Genomic DNA, 25185 nt, shown 5'->3' with positions numbered 1-25185 from the left:
ACAGATTATCCAACTCCTGAAGTGAAGTGAGAGCCTTACAGCATCTTATATGCGGGATAAATTTATATTATTTTATAGTAACAGGGGTTACCCCGGTTGGTTTAGTCTTTCCTGCTACTATATTTAAAGCAGCCTGAATTGCATTTTGGTTAAAGTCGTAAACCGCTAATTTAGTTACCTGTGAAGAAAAATCAGATAATATATAAGGACTTCTTAAAGCAAAAACAATTAGCTTTCTATTTTTTTGTAAAAAAATATTCACCATGCTTTGAATTGAATCCGATACTGCATTAGCATTAAATAATAATAGAATGTATTCACTTTTTATCGCTTCATTTGTCACCTGTTCTAATTCCTTCACTGGGGTAGTATTTTCTACAACATGTTCGCAAAAAATATCATTTTTAATAAACGCTTTAACAGATAACTGCTTCACCTGGTTATCCTCTGCCTTTGTATAACTGTTGTCACTCACCCAAATAACACTAATCTTCTCATTCTCCTTAATCGGTAATATACCAGAGTGATGGACTACACTAATTGCTTTACTGTAAGAGAGCCGAGATAATTCTTCATTGTTTATTTTAATAGTAGTTTTAATATCAGAGTATTTACTTTTTAATCTAAAAATCCTATTTACTGATCGATTAATCTGTTCAATAGTAATAGTTCCCTTTTGTACAGCCTGTTTAATACTTGATATTGCTTCTAGCTGTGCTTCATATGTATGAGAAACCATAATCATATCAGCCCCTGCTTGTAAAGCTTTAACTGCTCCACCGCCCACTCCTACACTTTCTGATATTGCATTCATTTCTAAGCAATCTGTTAATATTACTCCTTCAAAACCTAATTCATTTCTTAGCAACCTATACACAATATTTTTTGATAGGGAAGCTGGAGTTACCGAGTCATCTAGCGAACTATAATGGACATGATTTACCATAATGCTATCCACATTATTCTTTATTACTTCCATAAAAGGTCTTAATTCTATTTGTTTTAATTCCTCTAGTGAGTTAGATACTACTGGTAATTCTATATGAGAATCCGTTGAGGTATTCCCATGACCAGGAAAATGTTTAGCACTAACATAGACCTTCTCTGCCTGATGACCTTTCAAAAATGCAATACCATGCTTTGCAACATGATTACTGTTTTCCCCAAACGAGCGAGTTCCTATAACAGGGTTAGAGGGATTATTATTAACGTCTAAAACCGGCGCTAAATTCATATTAATACCTACTTGTCTTAAAGCATTTGCTGTAGCTAGACTTACTTTCCTAGTAATATTAAGATCATTTACAGCTCCCAATGCCATATTTCCAGGAAGTGGTGTTAAATGCTGTAGTCTGCTCACAACCCCATTCTCTTGATCAGTAGCAATAAGAATTGGGTGATAATGACAACTATCTTGTGCTATGTTTTGAATCGCACTTGTTAAACTTTTTATTTGCCCTTCTGATCTAATATTTCGGGAAAACAGGATAACAGAACCTATTTTCTTTTCAGAAATTAATTCGATAATTTCGCTTGAAAGATGAGTTCCATTAAAACCTACCATTAACAACTGACCAATTTTTTCGTCTAAAGACCATGCAGATAGATTTTTCATAGTAACCTCCAAAATGTTGTAACCCCTTTCACTAAATCTAAGTATATCAAATATTATTTTAATAGCCAACTTATTTTATTGAAATATAATTTCATAACTTGCACTTCATTACAAATTTTCAACAATATTATTATAAGGAATAAAAACTTTTCTTTTTTCAGGGGTAACCTAATTTAATGTATTTATTCAAAACAGAACAAAAGAATAATAGAATGAAATGAATTAACGACTAAATACGGCATGAGGGTTAGCAGGGGTATTTATACAATATAGATATGAATCGTTTATTTGTCAAAAAACGATTCAGCTTTACTTAACTGGTTCAAACAAAAAAGCTTGTAGAAAACCAGGTTCCTCTACAAGCAAAAAAGCCATAGTTTAGCTTTCAATTTTAGTTGTTGAATTTAAAAGAAGCTGACATAACTAAAATGGCTGATTAAAAAAACAAACAATAAAATGAATCTTCAATCAGTGGGGATTTTCATTCATCCCCACCCGGCTTGTTAGTACCGTAATGGTATGACCTAAAGGCCTCTTACGAAATAGAGCACTTAGGTACTGTTATCTCCCAACTTGTTGCTGTACAGATTATCCAACTCTTGAAGTGGGAGATAACACAACTTATATACTGTACCCCATTTGTTCCTTGCGTTGGCAAGTGGAGATTCTTTTTAAAACATGGAAATCGTTATTTTGAGATTGATGAGGTAAGGGCTATGAATACAGAGCGTTTTTATTGTCATTTATACGGAACGCTTATTCATATTCTGCTCTCTACGATGATTGCTTTTCAATGTCGTTACTACCTTTACCAAAAACATCGATTAGAAGGCAGCGAGTACAAATGTATTGACAATGCGAAAATGCCATCATTGAATCAAAAGGACATTCCATTATCACTTTCCTAAAATTTATTTAGCGATTTTTGCTCTAATGGGGTGCAAAGTTCAGCATATCATTAAAATGAATAATCCACCCTTCATTTAACGAAATCTCCTCCTATTACTTTATTGGTTTAATTATTGGTTTCCTTCATTATCTTGATCATATCAGAAGTAATCGGTACACCAAGTTGTTTCATCCCCCCAATTACGGAACCGTAAACTGGTGGGAGTGAAGGTAATATAATTTGAAAATGTTTATACTTTTCCAATTTTCGTTTTACCATTGGTAATACTACATCTTCATTCTTAAAAATCCCGCCACAAAGAACTACTTTCACTGCTTCTTTTTCTGTAAACAATTTCCGATAAAGTGTTACGATGTGATCTACTATTTCATCCGTAGCATTATCCATTACTTGGCTTGCAATACGATCATTAAGCTTATAAGCTCTAAAGACGATTTCCGCTACAATTGCAATCGTTTTCTTTACATCATTTGCAAAATAGATATAGTCAATCAAAGAACGGGCGTTAGTAACTCGAAAATGTTCATAAAGCATGTCCAATAGCATTGTTTTTTCGCCTCTGCCATCTTGAAATTTCAAAGCAGCAGAAATACCTTGTCTCCCTATACTGTATCCACTTCCCTCATCTCCAAGCAAGTGCCCCCAGCCCCCCACTCGATCTTTTTGCTGATCCTTATTTACTCCATAAGCTACAGAACCTGTTCCTGATATATGAACGACACCTGGATCACCAAAGGTACCCGAATATAACGCGTTCAACGCATCGATTTCCAAATACAATTTACTATTCGAAGGAACTAATGGTGACAAAATATTTGCTAACTGCTGTTTCGTCTTCTTACTACCTGATCCAGCAACACCTGCATAAACACATGCCACATTATCAAATGCAACAGGTGACTGTTCTTTTATACGATGGAATATTGAAGTAAACGTTTGTTGCAATTCCCTTTTAGAAACTACATTTGCATTGGAAGGACCTGTTACAAAATTAACCACTGTACTACCTTCTATGTCAACCATTACTACATGTGTTTTTGTTCCCCCACCATCAATTCCAATTATATATTCCATTTCCCCTTTATTTCCTTTCACTTTTTATAGTATCTATCGCTTGACGTAAATGGTTGTTATTATTCTCTAATATATAACAGGCCTCGTCCGATTTCATTTGAAACATACTAGTAAGAATAGCTGCCTTTAAGTTAAAATCGCAATTTTGTAAAGCCCTTCTTGCTTCCTCCTCATCAACGTCCGCAATTTCTTGGGTGATAGAAATAGCTCTATTTCTTAATTTTTGATTCGTTGCTTGAACGTCAACCATATAATTGTCATGCACTTTCCCGTTTTTAATCATGGAAATAGTGGATATCATATTTAATACTAATTTCTGAGCTGTTCCTGCCTTTAAACGAGTAGAGCCTTGAATAATTTCTTCTCCTACAATTAGTTCAATAGGATAATCAACTAATTGGCTGATCTTCGTGTTTTCTTTACACACAATACAAGCAGTAGGAATATTCTGCTTTTTGGCTTGATTAATTCCTCCAATAACATAAGGCGTCTGACCACTTGCAGCAATAGCGATTAAAAAATCTTTTTCTGATAAATGCTGTTTAGCATCATTTTCTCCTGCTTCTACACAATCCTCCACATTTTCTATTGCTTGTCTAATTGCTTTTTCTCCGCCGGCAATTAAAGCAGTAAATAAATCCGGACTAACCCCAAAAGTAGGTGGGCATTCTGAAGCATCTAACACACCTAACCTTCCGCTTGTTCCTGCCCCCATATAAATAATCTTGCCACCATTCTTAATTGTGTCAGTTACCTTTTGAATAACTGGCTCAATTTGATGAAACGCTTTTTCTACAGTTACTGGAACCGACTTATCTTCATTATTCATGCGAACCATAATTTCTTTAACAGACATTTGATCTAAATTCATATAAAAGACCCTCTCTTCGACATTAAACTACATCATTACTTTTTAATAAAACGCTTAAATAAGCAATTTCTAGCAAAACATATTAGACGCAGAACTTAATCAAAATCTTCACCAATGATTATGGATACATCATTTCCATGCGTATATAAAGCTCTGTATTGGTTCGTTAATCTTCAAAACCAAATTTATCCCACGGCTGCAAATGATCAAGAAGTATTAGTTCTTCTTCTAGTATTCGACCAACCACATTAGATTTACCGGAATTCTCCATATCCTTTAATGCAATTTGCAACTCCCCAGCATATTGCTTATATAAGTCACTTTCAATAATAATATCTCCCCGCTTTATATTTGGTGTATGATGTACAGGGAATGAATGTCCTCGATATTTCACCCTGCTTTGAGTCGAACGGATTAAATAATCGGATACATCACCACGATAGAAATGCGGTTCTTCAAAAATGATCTTTTGTTCGAGATCAGAAATACCTTTTTCCGCTTTGATTGAAAAAATAATTTTTTCTCGATGAAGATTACTTAATTTCTTTAACTCCTCTTCTGAAGCATAGGCATTTCCAATTATTACATCATCAATTAAATTCGTCGCCCATAGATGTTTCGCTTGTACTTGGATAGGTAATGTACGATGCATTTCTAAAGTAGGAAGACCTTCCATGATAGGCCAAGGGCCAAAAGTTGCCTCGGAAGAAGACACAAATGCTGCTGTTCTTAAACCATATCGTTTAAACTTTTTACTGCACTGAATGAAAAAATCGTATGCAAGACCTGAATACCTATGTGGATAAAAATTATGGCAGCCAATTAACTTTTCCTTATTAGGACGATAACTCATAATATTGTCTAAATAATTCGTTGCATTACTCATGTTAATTTCAATATTTAAATAGTATGGATTAAACGTCATTTGAGCTTCTTCATTTCCCGTAAAACCGAGATCCAGGCGAATCCCATCGACACCTAATTCATTAAAAAATGATAAATCATTATAAGATATATTCAATTCGGAAAAAACTCGTGGATTAATATCACAAATCACTTCCATACCTAATCCCTTAGCGAAGCGAATGGTTTGTTTAAAATGTTCTATAATTTTTTCGAAATCGCCTTCCATTGATAAAAGACATGTAAAAATACGAGTAAATCCATATTTATGTGCTAATTGAATATAAGCCAGATCATCTTCCATTTTAGAATGGTTTGGGTATATAGAAATCCCCAAATTTCTCATCTAATCACCCCTATATTATATTTTTTCTTCTAATCGCTGAATCCGCTGTAACATTTTAATCATTTGTTCAATTAATGATATTTCACTAATGGATGTCATTAAATGATCTTGGGCATGAACCATTAATAATGACATATTCACTTCTTCACCATTTATTTCTTGTTGAATTAATTTCGTTTGCGTATTATGCGCTTTAGTTAATTGCTCCTGTGATTCCTTTAATGTTTGTTCAGCATCATTAAATGCACCATCATAAGCTAGCTCTAAAGCTTTATAGGCAGTTGCCTTCGCATCCCCACCATGAGAAATGATAGCGAAAATTTCCATTTCTAAATTCATTTGATTGACCTCCTAAGCTGTTTGATTTTATCATATCATACTTGAAATAAAATTTTAAGTTTTTATTTTTTATATTGAATTTATTTTTCAGATGCTATATAATCAAGTTAAGTGAAACCCTTTTCACATTTCAACATTTTATTCACTTATCATTGAGGAGGCTAAAAAAATGAAAGTATTATTTGTATGTTCTGGCGGTATGTCTAGTGCAATTGTCGTTAAAGCGCTAAAAACGGAAGCGAAAAAGCATGGGCAAGAAATAGAAGTTCATGCGATTGGAACAAGTGAAGTTGAACAGGAAATGGAAAAAGATTGGGATGTATGTATGGTTGCTCCACAAATTAAGCATCGCTTTGATCAAGTCAAAGTACACGCTGACGAAGCGGGGATTCCGTGCGGAGCCATTCCACCACAAGCTTACACGCCTTTAGGTGGTCCTTTACTATTCAAAGCTTTAAATGAACTCATCAAATAAAGGGAAGGGAAGCGATTGTTTTGAGTAAATTTGTAGACTTTCTGGAGAATAAACTTTCAGCTCCTATGGCACGTTTATCTGAACAGCGTCATTTACTAGCCATTAGAGATGGGGTTATCTCTGCACTACCTTTTATCATTGTGGGATCTTTCTTTTTGATCTTTGCCTTCCCACCATTACCACAAGATTGGGCAATTACACAATGGGCTACAGAGCACGCTGCTGAAATTTTAATTCCATATCGAATGACAATGTTCATTATGTCATTATACATAGCATTTGGTATTGGATATAATCTTGCTAAATCTTATAAAGTCGATCCATTATCAGGAGCACAAATCGCCGTTGCAGCACTACTATTAACCCTTACACCTACTGCTCTCGATGAACTAGGTTTTGTTCTGCCGATGCAGTACCTTGGTGGACACGGACTATTTGTAACGATTATCGTCTCCATACTAGCTGTAGAAATATTTAGAGTTTGTAAACACAAAAAAATAACGATTAAATTGCCTGAATCAGTACCTTCTTCGGTCTCACGTTCATTTGAAGCACTTATTCCAGTTGCAATAGTTATTATCTTAATGTCAACAATTACTGTTTTAATGGGTGTAAATTTACATCATTTGGTTGATAAATTAGTTGCACCACTAGTTACCGCAGGTGATAGTTTAGTCGGTGTACTAGTACCCGTATTTCTCATTACTTTCTTTTGGTCATTTGGTATACATGGAGTTTCTGTCGTAGGCTCCATTGCAAGACCGCTTTGGGAAGTCTACCTTGTGAACAATTCAGAAGCAGTTGCTGATGGAGCTTCTACCATTCCACATATTGCACCTGAAACTTTTTTTCAATGGTTTATTTGGATTGGAGGTTCAGGAGCTACATTAGGTTTAGTTATTGCTATGTTACTTTTCGCAAGATCTAAATACATGAAAAACTTGGGTAGAGCAACGATTGTTCCTAGCTTATTTAATATAAACGAACCGGTCATTTTTGGGGCACCAATTGTTCTTAACCCGTTGTTAATCATTCCGTTTATTATAACGCCAATTGTTACAGCGACCCTTGCGTATTTTGCAACATCCTTTGGGTTAGTAACCCCTACGTACATTATGCCGCCTTGGACATTACCAGCTCCCATTGGTGCATACTTATCTACAGGTGGAGATTGGCGGGCAGTTGTATTAGTACTTATTAATATAACTATTTCTGTAATCATCTACACGCCTTTCTTAAAACTGTACGATAAGAAAATGATAGCCATGGAACAAGGCGAAGAATAGGAACAAAAATGTAAAGAGCACTTGGACAAGCCTCTCAAGCTTTGGAGTTTCATTATTTCAGGAGAAACATTATTTAGAAAGGCTTTGATCCGAAGCCTAACTACAGCTGTATCTCATTAAAATTATCACAGCCGTATATTTTATAGTTCCTTTACAGCTATAAAAAGAAAAGAGAATAGCAAAGTTCTCTTTTCTTTTTAAATCTAGATGAGGTGAAAATATGATTCAATCAAAAGGAATAATTCCTAGAATTAGTTTTAAAGGGGTATTTGTATTTATGTCTATAACCATTATAGGATTATTGATACTCCCTGCCCTTTTCATGGGAATTGGTATTACTAAAACGGCTAGTTTCTTTATCGCTTGTACAATTTCTTCATCTATCGGCAGTATGCTCGTTTTGACCAAAGTAGACGGTAAGCCCGCTGAAAAAACGTATTTCAACAAAAGAATTGTACTATCGATTATTATAGGGCTGTTATCAAGCGCATTAATCATCTTTGTTTTTGGAGGAGATATTTTTGGATACTAAAGGTATTAAACTTGTCACCATTGGCGGTGGTTCCAGTTATACGCCGGAATTTGTAGAAGGAATTATTAAACGATATGATGAATTACCAGTAAGGGAACTATGGCTTGTCGATATTGAAGCTGGCAAGGAAAAGCTTGACATTGTAGGGAACTTAGCAAGGAGAATGGTTAAAAAAGCAAATTTACCTATGGATGTGCACTTAACTTTAGATAGAGAAGCTGCTTTGCAAAATGCCGATTTTGTCACTACACAGATACGAGTCGGACTTTTAGAATCAAGAATTAAAGATGAAAGAATACCGATTAAACACGGAATGATCGGCCAAGAAACAAATGGAGCCGGCGGTCTATTTAAAGCACTCCGTACAATACCAGTACTAATGGACATTGCTGAAGACATGCAAAGACTTTGTCCTAACGCTTGGTTGATTAATTTCACAAATCCAGCAGGCATGGTGACTGAAGCAATAATCAAGCATAGTAACCATAAAAAGGTAGTTGGTGTTTGTAATGTGCCCATTAATATGAAAATAACCATTGCAAACCTTTTAAATGTGCCTGTAGAAAAAGTTCAGATTAAATTTGCAGGACTAAACCATATGTCTTATGGTATAGATGTATTCGTAGATGGTAAATCAAAATTAACAAAAGTCATTGAATTATTGGCAAATCCTGAAAATCAATTGTCTATGAACAATATAGCACCTATACCTTGGGAGGGAGAATTTATTAAAGCACTACACATGATTCCATCTCCTTATCACCGTTATTATTATAAAACTGGCGAAATATTAACTAAGGAGCAAAAAGAATTCGAACAAGGAAAAACAAGGGCAGAAGTAGTTAAAGAGCTGGAAAATAAATTATTTGAACTGTACAAGGACCCAAATCTAAATATCAAACCACCTCAGCTTGCGGAAAGAGGAGGAGCATACTATAGTAATGTGGCATGTGACCTTATATCCTCGATTTATAATAATAAAGGAGACATTCAGACTCTCAACGTTGTGAATAATGGAGCAATCTCCAGTCTTCCTAACGACACCGTAGTTGAAGTTAACTGTACAGTAACAAATAACGGGCCAATTCCCTTAGCTGTCGGGCGTCTGCCATTCTCTATTAATGGACTTATCCAGCAAATTAAGTCCTTTGAGCTTACCGCAATTGAAGCCGCTATAACAGGTTCTTATGAAAAAGCATTGTTAGCTTTATGCATTAACCCTTTAATAACCGATGATGAAAAAGCAAAAGTAATTCTTGACGAATTACTTGAAGCACATAAAGCCTATTTGCCACAATTCAATTTTAGTTCTTGAATTTAAAAAACATGCGTCAAAAAGAATGTAACTACATTCTTTCAGCGCATGTTTTTATTTTTGGTTATTTTGAAGTTACAGAATCTCTATAAACAATTTGATGAGGAATAATAATCCGTTTTTCAGGCGCAAAATCAGATTGCGTTTTTTCAATTAATGCTTTCGCTGATTGTGCACCAAGCTGGTAAATTTGAATATCAACGGTTGTCAACGCGGGACTTGTTAGCTCGGATAAATACACATTGTTAAAGCTTACTAATGAAATATCATTTGGAACATCATAGCCTAACTCTTCCAAAGTACTTAATACACCTAAACTCATTAAATCATCACTCACCACAATCCCAGTTGGAGGATGTTCTAGTTGCAATAATTGCTCTACCGCTTCTCTTCCTCCAGATTTAAGGAATTCACTATGAATACTATATGCATCACTCACTGGAAGCTTTGCTTCTTTTAAGGCCGCTTCATAACCGTTTTCACGATCCATGGTGACAATGAGATCTCTTGACCCACCGATAAAGGCAATGCGCTCATGACCTTGTTCGATTAAATAATTCGTTATTTCTTTCCCAGCTTTAAAGTTATCATTGTCCACATGGGTGATCTCATTTACATGATCATATGGTTTTCCCACCATAACAAATGGAAATCCTTTTGTCCGCAGAAAATCCGTTATTCGATCATTCATTCGCGAATAAAGTAATATGATTCCATCCACATAACTGCCATAGACCATTCGCTCCACTTCAGCGAACATTTCTTCTTCTGTTCCCCCACTCGATAGCATCATCGAATATTGCAAATCATGTGTGATCGTACCAATCCCACGCAATACTTCAGGGAAAAATGGGTTCTGTAAAGATTTGTCTGCAGATGAAGGCATTACAACGCCAATTGTTTTCGTCGATTTAGCTACTAAGTTTCTTGCGTTTACATTGGGATGGTATCCTAATTCCTTCATTGCTTTTCTAACCTTCTTTTTGGTGTCAAGACTAATTCGCGGGTTGTCTGCGATTACTCTGGAAACAGTAGAAGGTGAAACACCTGTCGCCTTTGCTACGTCTTTAATTGTCACCATTGCCATATCTCACCCTCTACTCTTTTCATTTTCATTATCTCTGTTTGTTCACATTGCTTGATTAAAAGCGTATATGCGTTTGATTCGAGCTTTCTGCTCCATTTATTATAACACGTTGCCCTTCTCCAAGACCAACCACATTAATCTTTATATCTTGATAGTCCGGTTGATACGAACCTTCTTTACATGTAACATCAATGGCTACTTGATCAGATGTGGAAGTAATCTCCATTTCTAGTTTAAGATATTCTCCATTTTCATACGCGAACGTTTCTCCATCATCATCATAATATAAACATGTATATTTTGCATCTGACTGGCTTGCATAGACGGACATTTTTATATCTTTGCCTTGCTTTTCCTTATTTGAAACAAAAGTACCTTGCACAACTGCGGTGCCTTTTTTAATAAAGACTGGCAATTGATCTAGTTCAGCGTGAACAAGATGAACCGTTCCCCCATGATATTCTTCTTCGGTGAAGAAATCAACCCAATCTCCTTCTGGGAAGTAAACGGCACGATCGGTCACTGCTGGCGCTAGGATCGGTGCTACCATGACATTATCCCCAATCATAAATTGGTCATTTAGATTATATGTCTTCTCATCAGCTGGATACTCCATCAGTAACGGACGCATAACCGGAAGACCCTGTTTGCTCGCTTGATAAAATAACGTATATAATTGCGGCATCCATTCGTATCGCATTTTAATGTATTTTCTTATCATAGCTTCATGATTCTCTCCGAACTGCCACGGTTCTTGATATAAGGTTCCGATCGCTGAATGATTACGGAAGTATGGCGTAAATGCTCCAACTTGTGTCCAGCGTACCAAAAGCTCTGGATTCGTATCATGGGCAAATCCACCCACATCAGGACCAGCAAAAGCGATACCAGATAATCCTAAGTTCATTACCATTGGTAAACTCATTTGCAAATGTTCCCAAAAACTACGGTTATCTCCTGTCCACACCGTTGCATACCGTTGTACCCCAGCATAACCAGCACGAGTAAGTAAAAATGGACGCTTGCCATTTAATTGGTCTCTAAGTCCTTCGTACGTTGCTTTACCCATTAATAACCCGTAGACATTATGTAACTCGCGATGTGTTGTCGGCTTGCCATCATTTCGATGCATAACTGTTGTATCCATTGTTTTTGTTTCATTAAATACTGCTGGTTCATTCATATCATTCCATATACCTTCTACACCCATATCGGTGTAAAAAACATGCTTGTCGCCCCACCATTTGCGCACACGTTCTTCGGTAAAGTCAGGAAATGCACTTTCTCCAGGCCAAACTTCACCAATGTAAATGTCACCTTCAAGATATTTACAGAAGTTGTCTTCTCTCACACCCTCTTGATAAATGGTGTACTCAGGGTCTTTTTTAACACCAGGATCAACAATCGGAACAACGCGAATACCCATATCTTTTAGGTCAGCTATTAATTTCTCTGGATCAGAGAAACGATCTTTATCAAAGGTAAACACACGATAACCATTCATATAGTGGATATCTAAATGGACCACATCCACTGGAATATCGCGATCGATAAATTTTTGCGCTAAGGCACGTACCTCTTCTTCTGATTCGTAGCTATAACGAGATTGATGATAGCCCAATGCCCACTTTGCCGGAATTGGCATTCTTCCGGTGAGCGACGTATATTGTTCAAGGACCGCTTTCGGTTCTGGTCCAGCCATCACATAATAATCAACTTGGCCTCCAGCTGCGCTGAATGTATACATATGTTCATAACGCTTCATATCGAAGGTCGTTCGGAACGTATTATCAAAGAAAATACCATGTGCTTTTCCATGACGCAATGTCATAAAGAAGGGAATCGATTGATATAATGGGTCTGTTTCCGGATTATGCGGCGCATAAACATCACTATTCCACATCTCATATTTTTCACCGTTTTTATCCAAAAAGCCGCTTTTTTCTCCAAATCCATAGAAATGATCTTCACTTGTTTTCTCTTTACAAACCATTACTTCACCGTTTTCCCTGAAGACCATTCCGCGTTCTTTTTCCTGAACGAGGACACGTCCTTCTAAATCCTTAACAGCAATTCGAAATGGTTGTTTGCTAATAGTAACTTCCAGCTTCTCTGTTTGTAACATAATCCATTCCGAGGATTCTTGTTCAGTAATTTTTAAGCTTTCCGGCTTGGCAACCACTGTTTGAGATTGGTTTAAATCTGGATTACTTGTAGGATTCATCACAATCCGAACGATGGAAGGATGATAAAAACGAACGACGACATATCCATGATCGCAAGCAAACCAATAACCGTGGGAACTTTTTCGATAATCTAGCAAATTTCCGATATCAATAAACCGAATTGCTTCCGTTTCTGTATTATTGCCTGGATGAATCGCAAAGCTCGTATCTTCAAGCATGGTAATACCTCCTGTTGTCTCATAGTAATAACGAAGATAGACAGCCTACCCTTTTGTAGCCCCCGAAGTTAAACCTGAAATTAAGTAACGTTGCAGTAACAAGAACACGAGCGCAATTGGTACAGCAATAAGGATAGACCCTGCCGCAAATCTAGTGAAATTCGTTGAGAATTGGTCGTTGATAAAATTGTATAATCCAAGTGCTAATGTATATTTTTCTGGACTTGTTAAAACAATTCGCGGTAGCAAGAAATCCATAAACGGCGCCATAAAATTAAATAACGCTACAACTGCTAATATCGGCTTGGCTAACGGTAACATAATCGTCCAAAATATTTTCAAATGACCTGCCCCATCTATTTTCGCAGCTTCATCAAGTTCTTTCGGTATCGTATCAAAGTATCCCTTTACCAACCATGCGTTGAAAGGAATTTGGCCACCAAGGTAAATTAACATTAATCCGTAAAGAGAATCGGTTAAACCGATCGTGTTTAATAAAATGTACAAAGCAACCATTCCCATTAGAGCTGGGAACATTTGTAATAATAAGAACATGTACAATCCATATTTTCTACCAACAAATTTGTATCGTGAAAACGCGTATGCAATTAACGATGTAATGATAACGGACCCTACAGAATTGACAATGGCAACATAAAGGCTGTTTTTATACCAGATGACATAATCACTATTTGGGCTAGTAAACAACCATTTATAATGTTCTAAAGTCGGATTTTTCGGAAACAAATCCGTTACCAGCATATTGGAACCCTCATTTATACTCATCATTAGTGCCCAGAACAATGGGTAACCAATAATAATAAACATAACTAGGAAAAAGATATAGATAAACGTTACTTCAATTCTCGATTTCTTCTTACGTGACATAGCCATTAGTAACGTCCCTCCTCTTTAAATGAAGCTGTCTTCCTAAATTGGAAAAAGGCAAATACAGAGATGATTAATCCCATAATAATCGTGATAGCCGCAGCCATATTATAGTTATTAGATTCAAATGTTAATTTATATACCCAGGATATTAAAATATCTGTTCCGCCAGCATTTTGACCACGAACAGCTGGGTTACCTTCATTAAATAAGTAAATAATATTAAAGTTATTAAAGTTTCCGGCATATTGCATAATCAATAAAGGTGCGGTTGCAAATAGTAAATGCGGCAATGTAATGTGGCGTAATTTTTGCCAACGCGTACCTCCGTCCACATCTGCAGCTTCGTACATATCTCGAGGGACGCTTTGCAGTACCCCTGTAAATAAAGCAAACACAAACGGAAAACCTAACCATGTTTGAATCATAATTAATGCCACTTTCGCCCAAAATGGATCTGACAGCCAAGGAATCATTACATTAAATTGACTTAAAATATCCCGGTTAATCGCTCCAAATGTAGGGTTAAACAGTGCAGAAAATATTAAAATCGAGACAAACGCTGGAACTGCCCAAGGTAAAATTAAAAATGTTCGTATCGCACGTTTAAATTTAATTCTTGGATCATTGACTAATAACGCTAAAAACAATCCTAGTACAATTTGCAACGTTGTAGCTACAACTGTCCACACTATTGTCCATGAAAACACACTTAAAAATGTGTTCTTCCAAATATCTATTTTCGTCAAGTCAACAAAGTTTTGAATTCCTACCCAATTTAATAGATTACGAGGTGGTGCATTATACTGGTTATAGTCAGTAAAAGCTAATGCCAACATGAATAATAATGGCACAACAACGATAAATAATAACATTAATAAACCAGGTAAAATCATAAAATATGGAAAACCATTATCATAAAAATTTCTCATACCCTGAAACAATGTTGGATTAGGACGCTTTAGTTCTCTAGCGATCGCATCAGATCGAGCGTCTTTGATGTTGTAAATATAGATTGCAATTCCAAATCCAAGGACAATCAATGAAATTAAACCTTGTATGAGCAATTGAATGGAATGATGTTCACGTGGGATCGTTCCAAGAGTAAATAGACCCCAAATTCCAATATCAATAAAATTCCAAGTAGTCACTAGAAAAGAAATCGTTACTATTAAAAAGATACATCCTTTTAAAAACCGTCTATTATACATTTGTCCTAAACCAGGAATAATAATAGATAAAATCATTGCTAACGTACGAGGTTGTATTTTTCGGGCTTTGGTGTCATTTTGTTCGGTAGCCATCCCGCTTCTCCTCCTATTACCAATTGCCAAAATTAGCACTGGTTATTTCCTAATGATTGCTTTTTGATTTTAAGATATGGTATAGGGATCGTTTCATCCCTATACCATTCCTTGCTTTATTTTGCGCCCGAAGCGTCTATTTGTTCTTGAATCGTTTTCACTGCTTCATCCAATACTTCCTTCACAGGCTCCCCTTTGGAAATAAAGTTGAGACCATCGTTAAATGGTTCCCATACTTGCTGCATAGCAGGAACACTTGGCATTGGCTCCCCATATTGTGTTTGTTCTGCAAATGCAGAGTAAATCGGATCATCGGCAATGATCGGATCTTCCATAGCGTCTTTACGAGCAGGTAGCTCTCCAGCAATATCGTAATATTTCATTGAACTGTCAAAGTTCGTTAAATACGCCATTAAATCCTGTGCCCATTCCTTATTCTCTGAGTAGTAAGAAAGCATATATGATTTAACGCCTACAAATGATTTCGGAATTTCCCCATTTTCTAAAGCAGGTAATGGTGCAGTAGCTAAGTCATCTCCCAAAGCTTCCGAATAGTCGCGTACCATCCAAGGCCCATTAACAATGGTAGAAACTTTTCCTTCCTGGAACAATCCGTTCATGATATCAGGAGTTAAGTCTTGAGGAATATAACCTTTATCAAACCACTCCGAAACTAATTCCCCGCCTTTTACAGCGCCTTCATTATTTAATCCAATGTCCGTTATATCATATTTACCGTCTTCATTTGCGAATACATAAGCACCGTTCCCTGAAAAGAAAGGGTATACAAAATATAGATTAGCTGCTTCCATCAGAAAGCCAAATTCATCTTTACTAGAGTCCGTATCTTTTTCAGCAATTTCCATAATTTGTTCCATGGTTTCGGGTTTTTCTTTTACACGTGCTTTATTGTAGTACATAGCGTACGTCTCAGCTACAGCAGGATAACCCCAATAGTCACCATCATATTGCACAGCTTGCAAAGCTGTATCTGTATATTCTTTTTCTGCATCTCCCAAATCTACCGGTTCTACTAATCCTCTAAGTACTAAATCACCAATTCTATCATGTGGCTGGAAAATAACGTCTGGTCCATTTCCTGCTGGTCCTTCAACATCTAATTTTTCAACTTGCTCAAGCATGTCTACAGGCACCATTTCTATTTCAATTCCAGTTTCTTCTGTGTAACTAGCCGTCATTTCTTTTAAGGCTTCTTCCTGTTTTTCTTCTGCGTTTACCCATAGCTTTAATGATTTAGGCTTTTCTGGCATCTCACTTGATTCAGCAGTTTCTTTTTCTCCTTTTGATTCTTTAGCGTCATCTGGTCCACAGGCTACTAAAACGCTAGCAAATAAAATCATTGCAAATAAGTAAAATAATCCTTTTTTCACATTAGACCCTCCTAAATGTTGGAATTTATTCAGCAATGCTATGCAATTTAGTGAAATCGTTTGCACCAACATTGTAATTTTATTATACATCATTTCACATAAATTGCAACTACATTTTTTTATGAAAGATACCTTTAATAAAGTAATGGGTAACGGTTTCATTGTAAAGAAGCTTGTGCTAATATTATTTATAACAACCATTATTTTCTATCTTAAGCGTTTGGCAAATATGCATTTTAAGCGCAAACGTTTTAACTAAAGGAGGCATTCATATTGATTAGAGAAGCAATTTATCACAGACCAAAAAATAACTTTGCTTACACGTATGACAAAGAAACATTACACATTGTTTTACAAACGAAGAAAGATGATATGCAAACAGTAGAGCTTGTTTTTGGAGACCCATACGATTGGCAAGCAGATGTATGGCAATCAACAACGAAACCGATGGTAAAAACAGGCTCTACTGCGTTACATGATTTTTGGTTTGTTGAAGTAAAGCCGAAGTATAAACGATTACGTTATGCATTTATTTGTTCAGATGATCAAGAATTATGCGTATATGGTGAAGATGGCATCCATGAAACCCCACCGAAAGAAATAGCGAGCTACTTTTGTTTCCCGTTTATGAATGAAACAGATATATTTTCAGCACCTAAGTGGGTAAAAGATACAACATGGTACCAAATTTTTCCTGAGCGTTTTGCAAATGGGGATGAACAGCTAAATCCTGAAGGGAGCTTAGCATGGGGTTCTGCTGCACCAACTACGACTAATTTTTTTGGTGGTGATTTTCAAGGCGTGATCAACCACTTAGATCACTTAGAAGAATTAGGAGTTAACGGCATTTACTTTACGCCAATATTTAAAGCTTATTCTAATCACAAGTATGACACGATTGACTATATGGAAATTGATCCTCAATTTGGAGATAAAGAAACATTTCGTAAGCTAGTGAAGGAATGTCATCAACGTGGTATTAAAGTGATGCTCGATGCAGTGTTTAATCATAGTGGATACTATTTCCCGCCATTCCAGGACGTTTTGGAAAATCAAGAAGAATCAACATATAACGACTGGTTTCATCTTTGGGATTTCCCAGTCGTTACTGAACCAGCGCCAAACTATGATACATTTGCCTTTGTATCATCTATGCCGAAGCTAAATACAGAAAATCAGGAAGTGAGAGATTATCTATTAAATGTTGCTCGCTATTGGATTGAAGAATTTGATATTGACGGCTGGCGCTTAGATGTAGCTAATGAAGTGGATCATACATTTTGGAGAGACTTCCGCCGTGTGGTGAAACAGGCAAATCCCGATGCTTATATTTTAGGTGAAATTTGGCATGATTCGATGCCATGGCTGCAAGGCGACCAATTTGATGCAGTTATGAATTATCCGTTTACAAATGGAGCAATAAATTTCTTAGCAAAAAATCAAATGCATGCTACAGACTTTGCCAATTCTATTTCGAAAGTACAGCATATGTATCCAAAAAACGTAAGCGAGGTTGCTTTTAACCTCTTAGACAGCCATGATACGCCTAGAATATTAACATTAGCAAATGGAAGCCTAGATCGTGTCAAGCTTCTCTACCTCTTTCAACTTTCCTTTACAGGTTCACCTTGTATATATTATGGTGATGAAATTGGTATGGATGGAGATCAGGACCCTGGCTGCCGTGCTTGTATGGAGTGGGATACAAGTAAACAAAATCGTGATTTGTTCCACTATGTACAAGCACTGATCCATCTACGAAAAACCGTGCCTTTATTCGGTAATGGTGGAACGTTTCGCTTTTTGTACGCTGATAATAACAGCCATACGATTGGTTACGAAAAAAATGATGGCACAAAACGACTTGTTTTTCTATTAAATGGAGGAGAAAAAGAAACTAGCGTTTTAAGTTCATCGATTTTTGAAGCTGGAGAAAAGATCAACGAGTGGACGATTTCTCACAACGAAGATGGGGTATCTATACAACAAGTGGATAAGCTTCAAGAGCAATTGATTATACCAGCCCTGTCTTACCGAATCTATGACATCACAAAGTAGTGACAGAAGCCTTTTGAGTTGATACAGTTCGTCTCAAAAGGCTTTGCTAGATAAATAGTTTTCTAATGTCTGCTTTTTTCTTGTGAATCATTTTTTATTTGCTTTTCTCTAACAAAAATCGATCAATTTGTTGCTTATGATGATTGTCATGCCATGCAAATGCAGCAATATAATTAAACAAGGTATGCGGATAACCCGAATACGGATCCTTTTCTTCACCATTTAATATAAAGGTTGCAAAAAAATCTTGTTCTGTCTTTTCACGAAGAACGGTGACTAGTTCATTCCGAATTTGCAACTTCTCAGCAACTAGCTGTACAGCTTTCACTCCAATCATTGCGTAAGCAGAAGCTTTGCTATTAATCACTTCAAAATCCACAGTTGTCAGATTGGCATCTTGCTTCATTTGAGGAATAGTTTCTTCAAGAACATACCGGTCACAATAAGTCATGTGACTAATAATTTCAGCTATCGACCACTTCCCTTTACGAATGGGCTGAAACAGTTCCTCTTCTGGCACTTCTGTTAACTCTTTGACCCAATCGTTACATGCAGCAAACTCATTAACCAACTCTTCTATACGGTTCATGGTTTCCCCCCTCATTTCCTACTATTAGCCGAATTTACGCAAAAGTCCTTTTTTTAGGATTATTACTTTTATGAAAAAAAGGGTTGATGAAAGTTTTCGATAGGAGTATTATATTTCATGTAACGTTTTTGCTGGTGTAGCACAGTCGGTAGTGCACTTCACTCGTAATGAAGGGGTCGGAGGTTCGAATCCTCTCACCAGCATCAATGGAAAGCAAGTAATAGAATGCTGTTCTTGATAAAATCAGGAGCAGTGTTTTTTTATTGTATTCATTTTTCGCCGTCAATCTACCGACCAAAACGTGCGTTTAATTAATCTCCTCCCTCACAAATAAAATTTGGCTATACTAATTTCATGATGCTGTTACTATGCGGGACTATTCTGTACATTTACGTTGATTTTGGGCAACCATCTAAGTTGATATTATATAATTGTACTATTTGCTTTGCTTTAATAAGCTTAATCCATATATTTAGGGTTATCTTGCTTATCATTCCCGTAGAAAGGGGCGATAAGAATATGAAGTATCAGTTTGAATATATGCAGATCTTTTTAGTTTCTTAAATGAAAATTTACTCTCAACGATGGAAACAGCTGAACTATTAGGAGGTCTAAAGCTAGGGTTGGTCATTTGGTGAAATCTGGAAATCTACAGCCCGCAAAAGAACAACCCAAGATGTTTCTAAAAAGTGTTGCCTCTGGATAAAAAGAGTTAAAAGAACTTAGAGCAAAGTACAGACTGATATGCTCCCCTTACCTACGTGCGTCTTAAACAGAGCTGGCTTTATTTGATTGCTCTTATTGATTGGTATTCTCGCTATGTGATCGGTTGGGAGCTAGATCAAACATTGGAAGGAAATGGATTCCGTTATAGAAGCCGTCCAACGTGCGCTTTCTCAAGGAAAGCCGGTCATCTTAAATAGGGAGATCAGGGCAGTAATTTTACTAGCCCTAATATATTAATCTATTAAAACAGAATCAAGTCAACATTAGTATGGACGGCAAAGGACGTACACTAGACAACATCATTACGGAACGACTTTGGCGCACCATCAAATACGAAGAAATTTATCTCAAAGAACACAACAGCCCAGAGAGGCTAGACAAGAAATTCGAAACTATTTTGCATTTTATAACCAAAAGCGCGAATACACCAATCGCTAAATTACCAGACACCTGAGTCTGTCTATTATTCATAAAAGAATACCCCCCTGATCCATAGGAAATTTGTCGTGAAGCCCCTCCTTGACAACCAAGTTCCTATGAATGAGAATGGTAATGAAAAATTTCTAATTCCCCATGAAGGAGTCCCTCAGCTCCCCCAACTTAAATATTTAAAATTTGTATCTTGTTCAGACAATATACGATCATCGCAAGATACACTTGATTTTGGACTGTTTGTTCACTAAAACCGTAAAATTTTTTGATACTCAAATGTTGCTTCATCCATTTGAAAAAAAGCTCAATTGCCCATCTTGATTTATAAATCTCAGCAATTTCATCAGCGTCTAAGTCAAATCGGTTCGTCAACAAGCTAAGTTCATTTCCTTTTGTATCCAATAATTTCAATCTGCGAAATACATTTTCTGAACGATTTTGTGTGGTTCCAATGACAACCATTTCATCTGACACTACGTTTGAATTTACTTGTAGTGGAAAGGTTTCAAATACTCGTACTACAGCGTTCTTTCGCAGACGAGAAACAAAGAAATAACCCTCATCTGTCATACGATCGAAACGTTCATAATCTAAGTAACCACGATCAAAAACGTACATGCATGCTTTGTCATCAACCAAAACTTAATCGCATTTGTGATGACCGCTTGATCCGGATAAGAAAGGCCTTTTTCCATAAATACGAGTCGTAAATGATGTTTGACACCTGACTTTGTTTTGCGAACCCATTTATGGTTCGTTAAATTAAGTGGTAATGTACTAGAATCAATGATTTTTAATGGTGTTGTTATTCTTCTACGATTTTGGAAATCTGTTTTCTTATGGATATCAGAGACTAAATCCAGAAAAATCGTTTGAAAAAAAGCAGTCGGAACGTGATTCAATCTTCTTCCTAATTGTGAGAAACTGATGGAATCTAACTCTGTAGCCTGTTGTAGTTCATCCGAGAAAACAGCATCGCTAAGCGCTCGTAAGCTTTCCGTTTCATGAAGTTGAGCATACAGAAGCAATGACATAAATGAATCCATATGTAGCTTTTTAGTATAGTGATTTAGTTGATACTTTTTCACCTGTTCATTAAATAATGTTTGATTTATAGGTGATAACCATTGTTTAAATGATGTTTTTCGTGTAGACTTATCCATGGTGTTTGTCCTTTATATTGGATTTGGATAGGTTACTACCGCCAACCATTATAAAGGATTTTTTTATGGAAACAAAGTGTTTAAGAAAATTCTGTATTTTATATCGCATATGAATATTTTAATGCGACACTAGTGAACATTTATATATAAAAGATTAGAATTTTAAAAGACAATTACCTTATTTTCTTATTGAAGGAGCGATGAATAAATCCTATGTTAAAAATTAAAGATGTATATAAAATAATAAAACAATTTTCCTCTCCCTGAAGTAAAATTATAGTAGTTTCAATATTTCATAAAGGTATAATGAACAAAGGCGCAGGGCGCCCGTTTAGCAACGTAGCGAATGGAACGAATCAACGGAGATAAAGGAATCACGGTGAGGTAACGAACCGATGATGACTTATCGTATAGGTTGATTTCGTGAAGTCGCCTAGTTGCTGGGCGCTGAAGCCGGACGTGACTATTCAGTTATTTCGTTATCTCCAAGCACCTAATTTTATACTTTCTTATTCTGTTAAAAAAACTCAAAATAGTTCTTTATCATTAAGTCCTTTTATCCAACCATTAACTTTACATAATGTTCTTTTCATTACTTAAAACACACTCCAGGTAATTTTTTAACCATTTATAAGTAGAACATGTTGTAGCACCTTGTTTATTTTCTGCTAAACTATTAGGAAGAAGCGGCGGGACGGTTTTCATGCTTCTTTGAAGGAAAATCCCCACTGATTGAAGTTTCGCTTTATATCATGATTGATAGTTTCTAATTGGAGATGTATATGGATTGTCATGAGGCAATATGCATGGAGATGAAATGGATAGTAAAACCTATTCTCCTCTAATATATCTAAGTAAGCCTGATAATACGGAGTGTTGTGAAACAATGCTGTTCTCCGATTGCCACGTAAGGTGATATGGTACATGGCCCCCGCCCCCACCCCCAAAAGGTTGGTGTAACTTTTCAAATGACAGATAATACTATACAATTAAAAAAAGGGGTGTGAGTAAAATGAGCTTACCAAACGAAGAACTTGTCTCCTTAAAAAAGTTTTACCAAATGCGGGAGCAAACCGATCAGCTCCTTGAATATATTGATGGCGTCGTTTACATGTCACCCTCACCCTCCACCGTTCATCAGCGGCTATCTATGCGATTAGCCGCGCAATTATACAACCTTTTAGAAAGCGATGATTGTGAGGTTTTCTCGGCACCGTTCGATGTGAAACTAAGTAATGAAAATATTCCTGGAGATAAAGTGGTTATCCCTGATTTGTCTGTCATCTGTGACAAAAGTGGCCTGGATGATCAACAATACACAGGTGCTCCTACCATGATCATTGAAATAATTAACCCATCCAATCAGGCGCATGACCTCATTACCAAATTGAATTTATATATGCAGTATGGGGTCAAAGAGTATTGGATTGTGAACCCCCTGCTGAACACAATCATGGTATATGCCTTGAATGAAAAAGCGAAATACGAACAGAAAGACATTGTCCGGGAAAAAGGTATCGTGACATCAACAGTGCTTCCTAATTTTTCAGTTGATGCTGAGAAGCTTTTTCAGCAATAACAGCGGGACGCGGGGACGGTTCTGTCGTCCCTAAAAAAAGTCAGTCCAAATGTAACATCTGGACTGACTTTTTTTAGCATGAGCAGTAATTTTCTTGTGACAAGTTCTATCTCATCAAGCTCTACGTATGTAAAATATAACTTCTTTTGTAGCTTATTAGGAATAAATTTCTCACCATCTTTAACGATGGCACCGGTTACATTAATTTCTTTGTTAAATGTTCTATGCCGAGTTTTTGAGTGGTTTACATCTAAGCGATAGTTTTGAATGATTCTATATACAATACGTTTGAAAGTTTTACTAATAAATTTTTCCGAAGAAAACGTTAAGTCATCTATAAAGCATGTAAAACGAATACCTTCTGGTTCAACATATTTATGGAATTCATAAAAATGATTTAAGTAGGAAAGTACACTTAACAACGGGACTAGTAGAATAACCCTAAGGTAAATGTCTAATTTTATTATTGGAAGAAAGTGATTCAGTTGTAAATTGAGTAATTATCTTGGATATATCTATCGCCATTTTAATTTTTTTCTAAAGAAACCGTAAACAAAATAATCCTAAGTAGACGGATAGAAGTCTTTAATATCTAAAATCACAAAAAGTGTTTATTGTTTATGAATTGCCCCCTGTCAAGTAGACAGAGGGCAGTTCAGACCATATGATAAATAGCTCTTTTATGTGGCTATTCTTTTTTTAAAAAATTATTCCACCTCCCGCTAAACTTGTTTCGATTATAGTTACAGGAAGTGGTTTTGTTGTGAAAGAAAAAATTTAATAAAAAATTTTCCATTAATACTAGCTGGACTTATTTTTATCAAACAAATGTAAAATAAATAATCCCCCACCGATCGCAATAGGACCCACAGTTACTAAATAAACCCAATTCTTTTCAAACTCAAATTTATTAGCTAAGTATAATACCAAAAATACGTAAACAATTGTAGTCAATAGTTTCAATGATGTCAGCTCCTAAAACGCAATATCCATCCAACTATTATTAGGGTACTTATCTCTTTTGTCAAGTTGCTCGAAATGCTAGAAACTTTGCTCAAACGATAAATTATGTACGGAGTAGTCTGGCGAAGTTGTTATGTGGAAAATTTTCTTTAGTCTTTAGTGATATACTAATATTATTAACTAAATTATAGCCCATCGAATAACAATCACTAGTTGAGAAATGAGGGAACAAATGTCATATACAAATGTACCTATGCTTTTTGCTATAGCTTTAGTTATTTTTGGTGTTTGGAAGATATATTCTGAAAATAAAGAAGAAGGAAACAGCAAAAAGGTGTTCTTTAGAAGATTAGGATTGGTCTTATTAGGTACTTATATTCTAATAGCTGGTACGCTGTTCTTATTTTTTTAAACTTTAGATTTACTAGTGAGGGTTTTCACTCATCCCCTACTGATGATTAGTACCACAATGGTATGACCTAAAGACATCTTACGAAATTGGGCATTTAGGTGCTGTTACCTCCCACTTAGACTTGTTGCAGTCTAGATTATCTAACTACTGTAGTGGGAGTCTGACAGCACCTTACTTTATATACGGGATAAAGGAGTAGGCTTTTTTGATTCATACACGTCTTTTTTATCCCCATGACATAATGCCATCTAAAAGACTCTATCTGATCTAACTTGAATGCCCCTTGTAGCTACTTCGTTTAACAAAGCTCTCAATGGACCCACCAGCAGCAAATTGGCTAGGTGATTTTTTTACGGTTACTTTTTTGACCTACTTTAAAGGATTTTGTAGGCTTACTGGATGATCTAGACTTATCCTACGTCAGGTTTGCATATACCTTAATGCTTGAGGAGATATTTTCCTCGGTTGCATATTTTTTGACGGGATTTAAATATACCTTGCTGTCAGCTTTAATTGATAAGTT

At 36.1% G+C, this 25185-nt stretch carries 19 protein-coding genes, 1 tRNA gene and 2 pseudogenes; 9 read left to right on the top strand and 13 right to left on the bottom strand.

The genetic code is table 11. The features are described 5' to 3' along the window. Nucleotides 1–67: 67 nt before the first annotated feature. Nucleotides 68–1615, bottom strand: a complete 1548-nt coding sequence (nagZ, locus tag BKP57_RS17610) for a beta-N-acetylhexosaminidase (RefSeq protein ID WP_072742083.1) — start codon at nucleotides 1613–1615, stop codon at nucleotides 68–70. A 628-nt stretch (nucleotides 1616–2243) separates the two neighbouring features. Between nagZ and BKP57_RS21780 the strand changes: the two are divergent. After that, a pseudogene (locus BKP57_RS21780) lies at nucleotides 2244–2478 on the top strand (transposase); the annotation flags it as partial. A gap of 152 nt (nucleotides 2479–2630) precedes the next feature. On the opposite strand, the gene BKP57_RS17600 reads toward BKP57_RS21780, so the two are convergent. From BKP57_RS17600 to BKP57_RS17585, 4 genes are all read right to left on the bottom strand, one after another. Further along, nucleotides 2631–3599 carry an N-acetylglucosamine kinase gene (locus BKP57_RS17600; protein WP_050352270.1) on the bottom strand — a complete coding sequence of 323 codons (969 nt, stop codon included), beginning with the start codon at nucleotides 3597–3599 and terminating at the stop codon, nucleotides 2631–2633. 7 nt (nucleotides 3600–3606) lie between these two features. Beyond that, nucleotides 3607–4470 carry an N-acetylmuramic acid 6-phosphate etherase gene (gene murQ / locus BKP57_RS17595; protein ID WP_050352269.1) on the bottom strand — a complete coding sequence of 288 codons (864 nt, stop codon included), beginning with the start codon at nucleotides 4468–4470 and terminating at the stop codon, nucleotides 3607–3609. A gap of 166 nt (nucleotides 4471–4636) precedes the next feature. Next, complete coding sequence (locus BKP57_RS17590) at nucleotides 4637–5719, bottom strand: DUF871 domain-containing protein (RefSeq protein ID WP_050352268.1); 1083 nt, start codon at nucleotides 5717–5719, stop codon at nucleotides 4637–4639. A 15-nt stretch (nucleotides 5720–5734) separates the two neighbouring features. After that, complete coding sequence (locus BKP57_RS17585; protein WP_050352267.1) at nucleotides 5735–6058, bottom strand: PTS lactose/cellobiose transporter subunit IIA; 324 nt, start codon at nucleotides 6056–6058, stop codon at nucleotides 5735–5737. A 169-nt stretch (nucleotides 6059–6227) separates the two neighbouring features. On the opposite strand from BKP57_RS17585, the gene BKP57_RS17580 reads away from it, so the two are divergent. The 4 genes from BKP57_RS17580 to BKP57_RS17565 all read left to right on the top strand — a co-directional run bounded on the left by BKP57_RS17580 (nucleotide 6228) and on the right by BKP57_RS17565 (nucleotide 9666). Then, the gene (locus BKP57_RS17580) at nucleotides 6228–6533 is read left to right on the top strand and encodes a PTS sugar transporter subunit IIB (protein WP_050352266.1); all 306 of its coding nucleotides are present in this window, start codon (nucleotides 6228–6230) and stop codon (nucleotides 6531–6533) included. A 20-nt stretch (nucleotides 6534–6553) separates the two neighbouring features. Then, nucleotides 6554–7819: a PTS sugar transporter subunit IIC gene (locus tag BKP57_RS17575; RefSeq protein WP_050352265.1), complete on the top strand. Its 1266-nt coding sequence runs from the start codon at nucleotides 6554–6556 to the stop codon at nucleotides 7817–7819. A gap of 220 nt (nucleotides 7820–8039) precedes the next feature. Next, nucleotides 8040–8351, top strand: a complete 312-nt coding sequence (locus tag BKP57_RS17570; RefSeq protein WP_050352264.1) for a hypothetical protein — start codon at nucleotides 8040–8042, stop codon at nucleotides 8349–8351. Then, the gene (locus BKP57_RS17565; protein WP_050352263.1) at nucleotides 8341–9666 is read left to right on the top strand and encodes a 6-phospho-beta-glucosidase; all 1326 of its coding nucleotides are present in this window, start codon (nucleotides 8341–8343) and stop codon (nucleotides 9664–9666) included. The genes BKP57_RS17570 and BKP57_RS17565 overlap by 11 nt, the downstream gene beginning before the upstream one ends. Before the next feature lie 64 nt (nucleotides 9667–9730). Here BKP57_RS17565 and BKP57_RS17560 read toward each other — a convergent pair whose 3' ends face one another. The 5 genes from BKP57_RS17560 to BKP57_RS17540 form a co-directional block, all read right to left on the bottom strand. Beyond that, on the bottom strand, nucleotides 9731–10747 hold the full coding sequence (locus BKP57_RS17560; RefSeq protein WP_050353501.1) for a LacI family DNA-binding transcriptional regulator: 1017 nt from the start codon (nucleotides 10745–10747) through the stop codon (nucleotides 9731–9733). 61 nt (nucleotides 10748–10808) lie between these two features. Then, nucleotides 10809–13157, bottom strand: coding sequence for a glycoside hydrolase family 31 protein (locus tag BKP57_RS17555; protein WP_050352262.1), 2349 nt, complete (start codon nucleotides 13155–13157; stop codon nucleotides 10809–10811). 45 nt (nucleotides 13158–13202) lie between these two features. Next, a complete protein-coding gene (locus tag BKP57_RS17550; RefSeq protein ID WP_050353500.1) occupies nucleotides 13203–14045 on the bottom strand; it encodes a sugar ABC transporter permease in 843 nt (280 codons plus the stop codon). 5 nt (nucleotides 14046–14050) lie between these two features. Continuing rightward, nucleotides 14051–15349 (bottom strand): carbohydrate ABC transporter permease, encoded by a 1299-nt coding sequence (locus BKP57_RS17545; RefSeq protein WP_050352261.1) that lies wholly within the window; start codon nucleotides 15347–15349, stop codon nucleotides 14051–14053. A gap of 116 nt (nucleotides 15350–15465) precedes the next feature. Continuing rightward, the gene (locus BKP57_RS17540) at nucleotides 15466–16740 is read right to left on the bottom strand and encodes a sugar ABC transporter substrate-binding protein (protein ID WP_050352260.1); all 1275 of its coding nucleotides are present in this window, start codon (nucleotides 16738–16740) and stop codon (nucleotides 15466–15468) included. Between the two features lie 273 nt (nucleotides 16741–17013). On the opposite strand from BKP57_RS17540, the gene BKP57_RS17535 reads away from it, so the two are divergent. Then, nucleotides 17014–18798 carry a glycoside hydrolase family 13 protein gene (locus BKP57_RS17535; RefSeq protein WP_050352259.1) on the top strand — a complete coding sequence of 595 codons (1785 nt, stop codon included), beginning with the start codon at nucleotides 17014–17016 and terminating at the stop codon, nucleotides 18796–18798. Between the two features lie 94 nt (nucleotides 18799–18892). On the opposite strand, the gene BKP57_RS17530 is transcribed toward BKP57_RS17535, so the two are convergent. Further along, nucleotides 18893–19387 carry a DinB family protein gene (locus tag BKP57_RS17530; RefSeq protein WP_050352258.1) on the bottom strand — a complete coding sequence of 165 codons (495 nt, stop codon included), beginning with the start codon at nucleotides 19385–19387 and terminating at the stop codon, nucleotides 18893–18895. A gap of 130 nt (nucleotides 19388–19517) precedes the next feature. On the opposite strand from BKP57_RS17530, the gene BKP57_RS17525 reads away from it, so the two are divergent. Beyond that, a tRNA-Thr gene (locus BKP57_RS17525) sits at nucleotides 19518–19590 on the top strand. A gap of 1129 nt (nucleotides 19591–20719) precedes the next feature. Here BKP57_RS17525 and BKP57_RS17520 read toward each other — a convergent pair. Further along, nucleotides 20720–21708, bottom strand: a pseudogene (locus tag BKP57_RS17520) (IS4 family transposase); the annotation flags it as partial. Between the two features lie 1012 nt (nucleotides 21709–22720). On the opposite strand from BKP57_RS17520, the gene BKP57_RS17510 reads away from it, so the two are divergent. Beyond that, nucleotides 22721–23287: a Uma2 family endonuclease gene (locus tag BKP57_RS17510; RefSeq protein ID WP_050352257.1), complete on the top strand. Its 567-nt coding sequence runs from the start codon at nucleotides 22721–22723 to the stop codon at nucleotides 23285–23287. A gap of 801 nt (nucleotides 23288–24088) precedes the next feature. On the opposite strand, the gene BKP57_RS22300 is transcribed toward BKP57_RS17510, so the two are convergent. Then, the gene (locus BKP57_RS22300) at nucleotides 24089–24250 is read right to left on the bottom strand and encodes a hypothetical protein (protein ID WP_156875370.1); all 162 of its coding nucleotides are present in this window, start codon (nucleotides 24248–24250) and stop codon (nucleotides 24089–24091) included. A gap of 232 nt (nucleotides 24251–24482) precedes the next feature. Here BKP57_RS22300 and BKP57_RS17500 point away from each other — a divergent pair, with 232 nt between their 5' ends. Further along, nucleotides 24483–24662: a hypothetical protein gene (locus tag BKP57_RS17500; RefSeq protein ID WP_050352255.1), complete on the top strand. Its 180-nt coding sequence runs from the start codon at nucleotides 24483–24485 to the stop codon at nucleotides 24660–24662. Nucleotides 24663–25185 lie beyond the last annotated feature (523 nt).

This window comes from Virgibacillus sp. 6R, from assembly GCF_001895305.1.
In the GTDB taxonomy this organism is placed as follows: Bacteria; Bacillota; Bacilli; order Bacillales; family Amphibacillaceae; genus Virgibacillus; species Virgibacillus pantothenticus.
Note: the sequence above shows the minus strand (reverse complement) of the source record. Positions and strands in the feature narration are given on the sequence as shown.

Coding starts and splice junctions, on each gene's coding strand:
- BKP57_RS17550 (WP_050353500.1), bottom strand. CDS start 14,045: ATGTCACGTAAGAAGAAATCGAGAATTGAAGTAACGTTTATCTATATC.
- BKP57_RS17590 (WP_050352268.1), bottom strand. CDS start 5,719: ATGAGAAATTTGGGGATTTCTATATACCCAAACCATTCTAAAATGGAA.
- nagZ (WP_072742083.1), bottom strand. CDS start 1,615: ATGAAAAATCTATCTGCATGGTCTTTAGACGAAAAAATTGGTCAGTTG.
- BKP57_RS17530 (WP_050352258.1), bottom strand. CDS start 19,387: ATGAACCGTATAGAAGAGTTGGTTAATGAGTTTGCTGCATGTAACGAT.
- BKP57_RS17555 (WP_050352262.1), bottom strand. CDS start 13,157: ATGCTTGAAGATACGAGCTTTGCGATTCATCCAGGCAATAATACAGAA.
- murQ (WP_050352269.1), bottom strand. CDS start 4,470: ATGAATTTAGATCAAATGTCTGTTAAAGAAATTATGGTTCGCATGAAT.
- BKP57_RS17510 (WP_050352257.1), top strand. CDS start 22,721: ATGAGCTTACCAAACGAAGAACTTGTCTCCTTAAAAAAGTTTTACCAA.
- BKP57_RS17585 (WP_050352267.1), bottom strand. CDS start 6,058: ATGAATTTAGAAATGGAAATTTTCGCTATCATTTCTCATGGTGGGGAT.
- BKP57_RS17600 (WP_050352270.1), bottom strand. CDS start 3,599: ATGGAATATATAATTGGAATTGATGGTGGGGGAACAAAAACACATGTA.
- BKP57_RS17560 (WP_050353501.1), bottom strand. CDS start 10,747: ATGGTGACAATTAAAGACGTAGCAAAGGCGACAGGTGTTTCACCTTCT.
- BKP57_RS17570 (WP_050352264.1), top strand. CDS start 8,040: ATGATTCAATCAAAAGGAATAATTCCTAGAATTAGTTTTAAAGGGGTA.
- BKP57_RS17500 (WP_050352255.1), top strand. CDS start 24,483: ATGTCATATACAAATGTACCTATGCTTTTTGCTATAGCTTTAGTTATT.
- BKP57_RS17580 (WP_050352266.1), top strand. CDS start 6,228: ATGAAAGTATTATTTGTATGTTCTGGCGGTATGTCTAGTGCAATTGTC.
- BKP57_RS17545 (WP_050352261.1), bottom strand. CDS start 15,349: ATGGCTACCGAACAAAATGACACCAAAGCCCGAAAAATACAACCTCGT.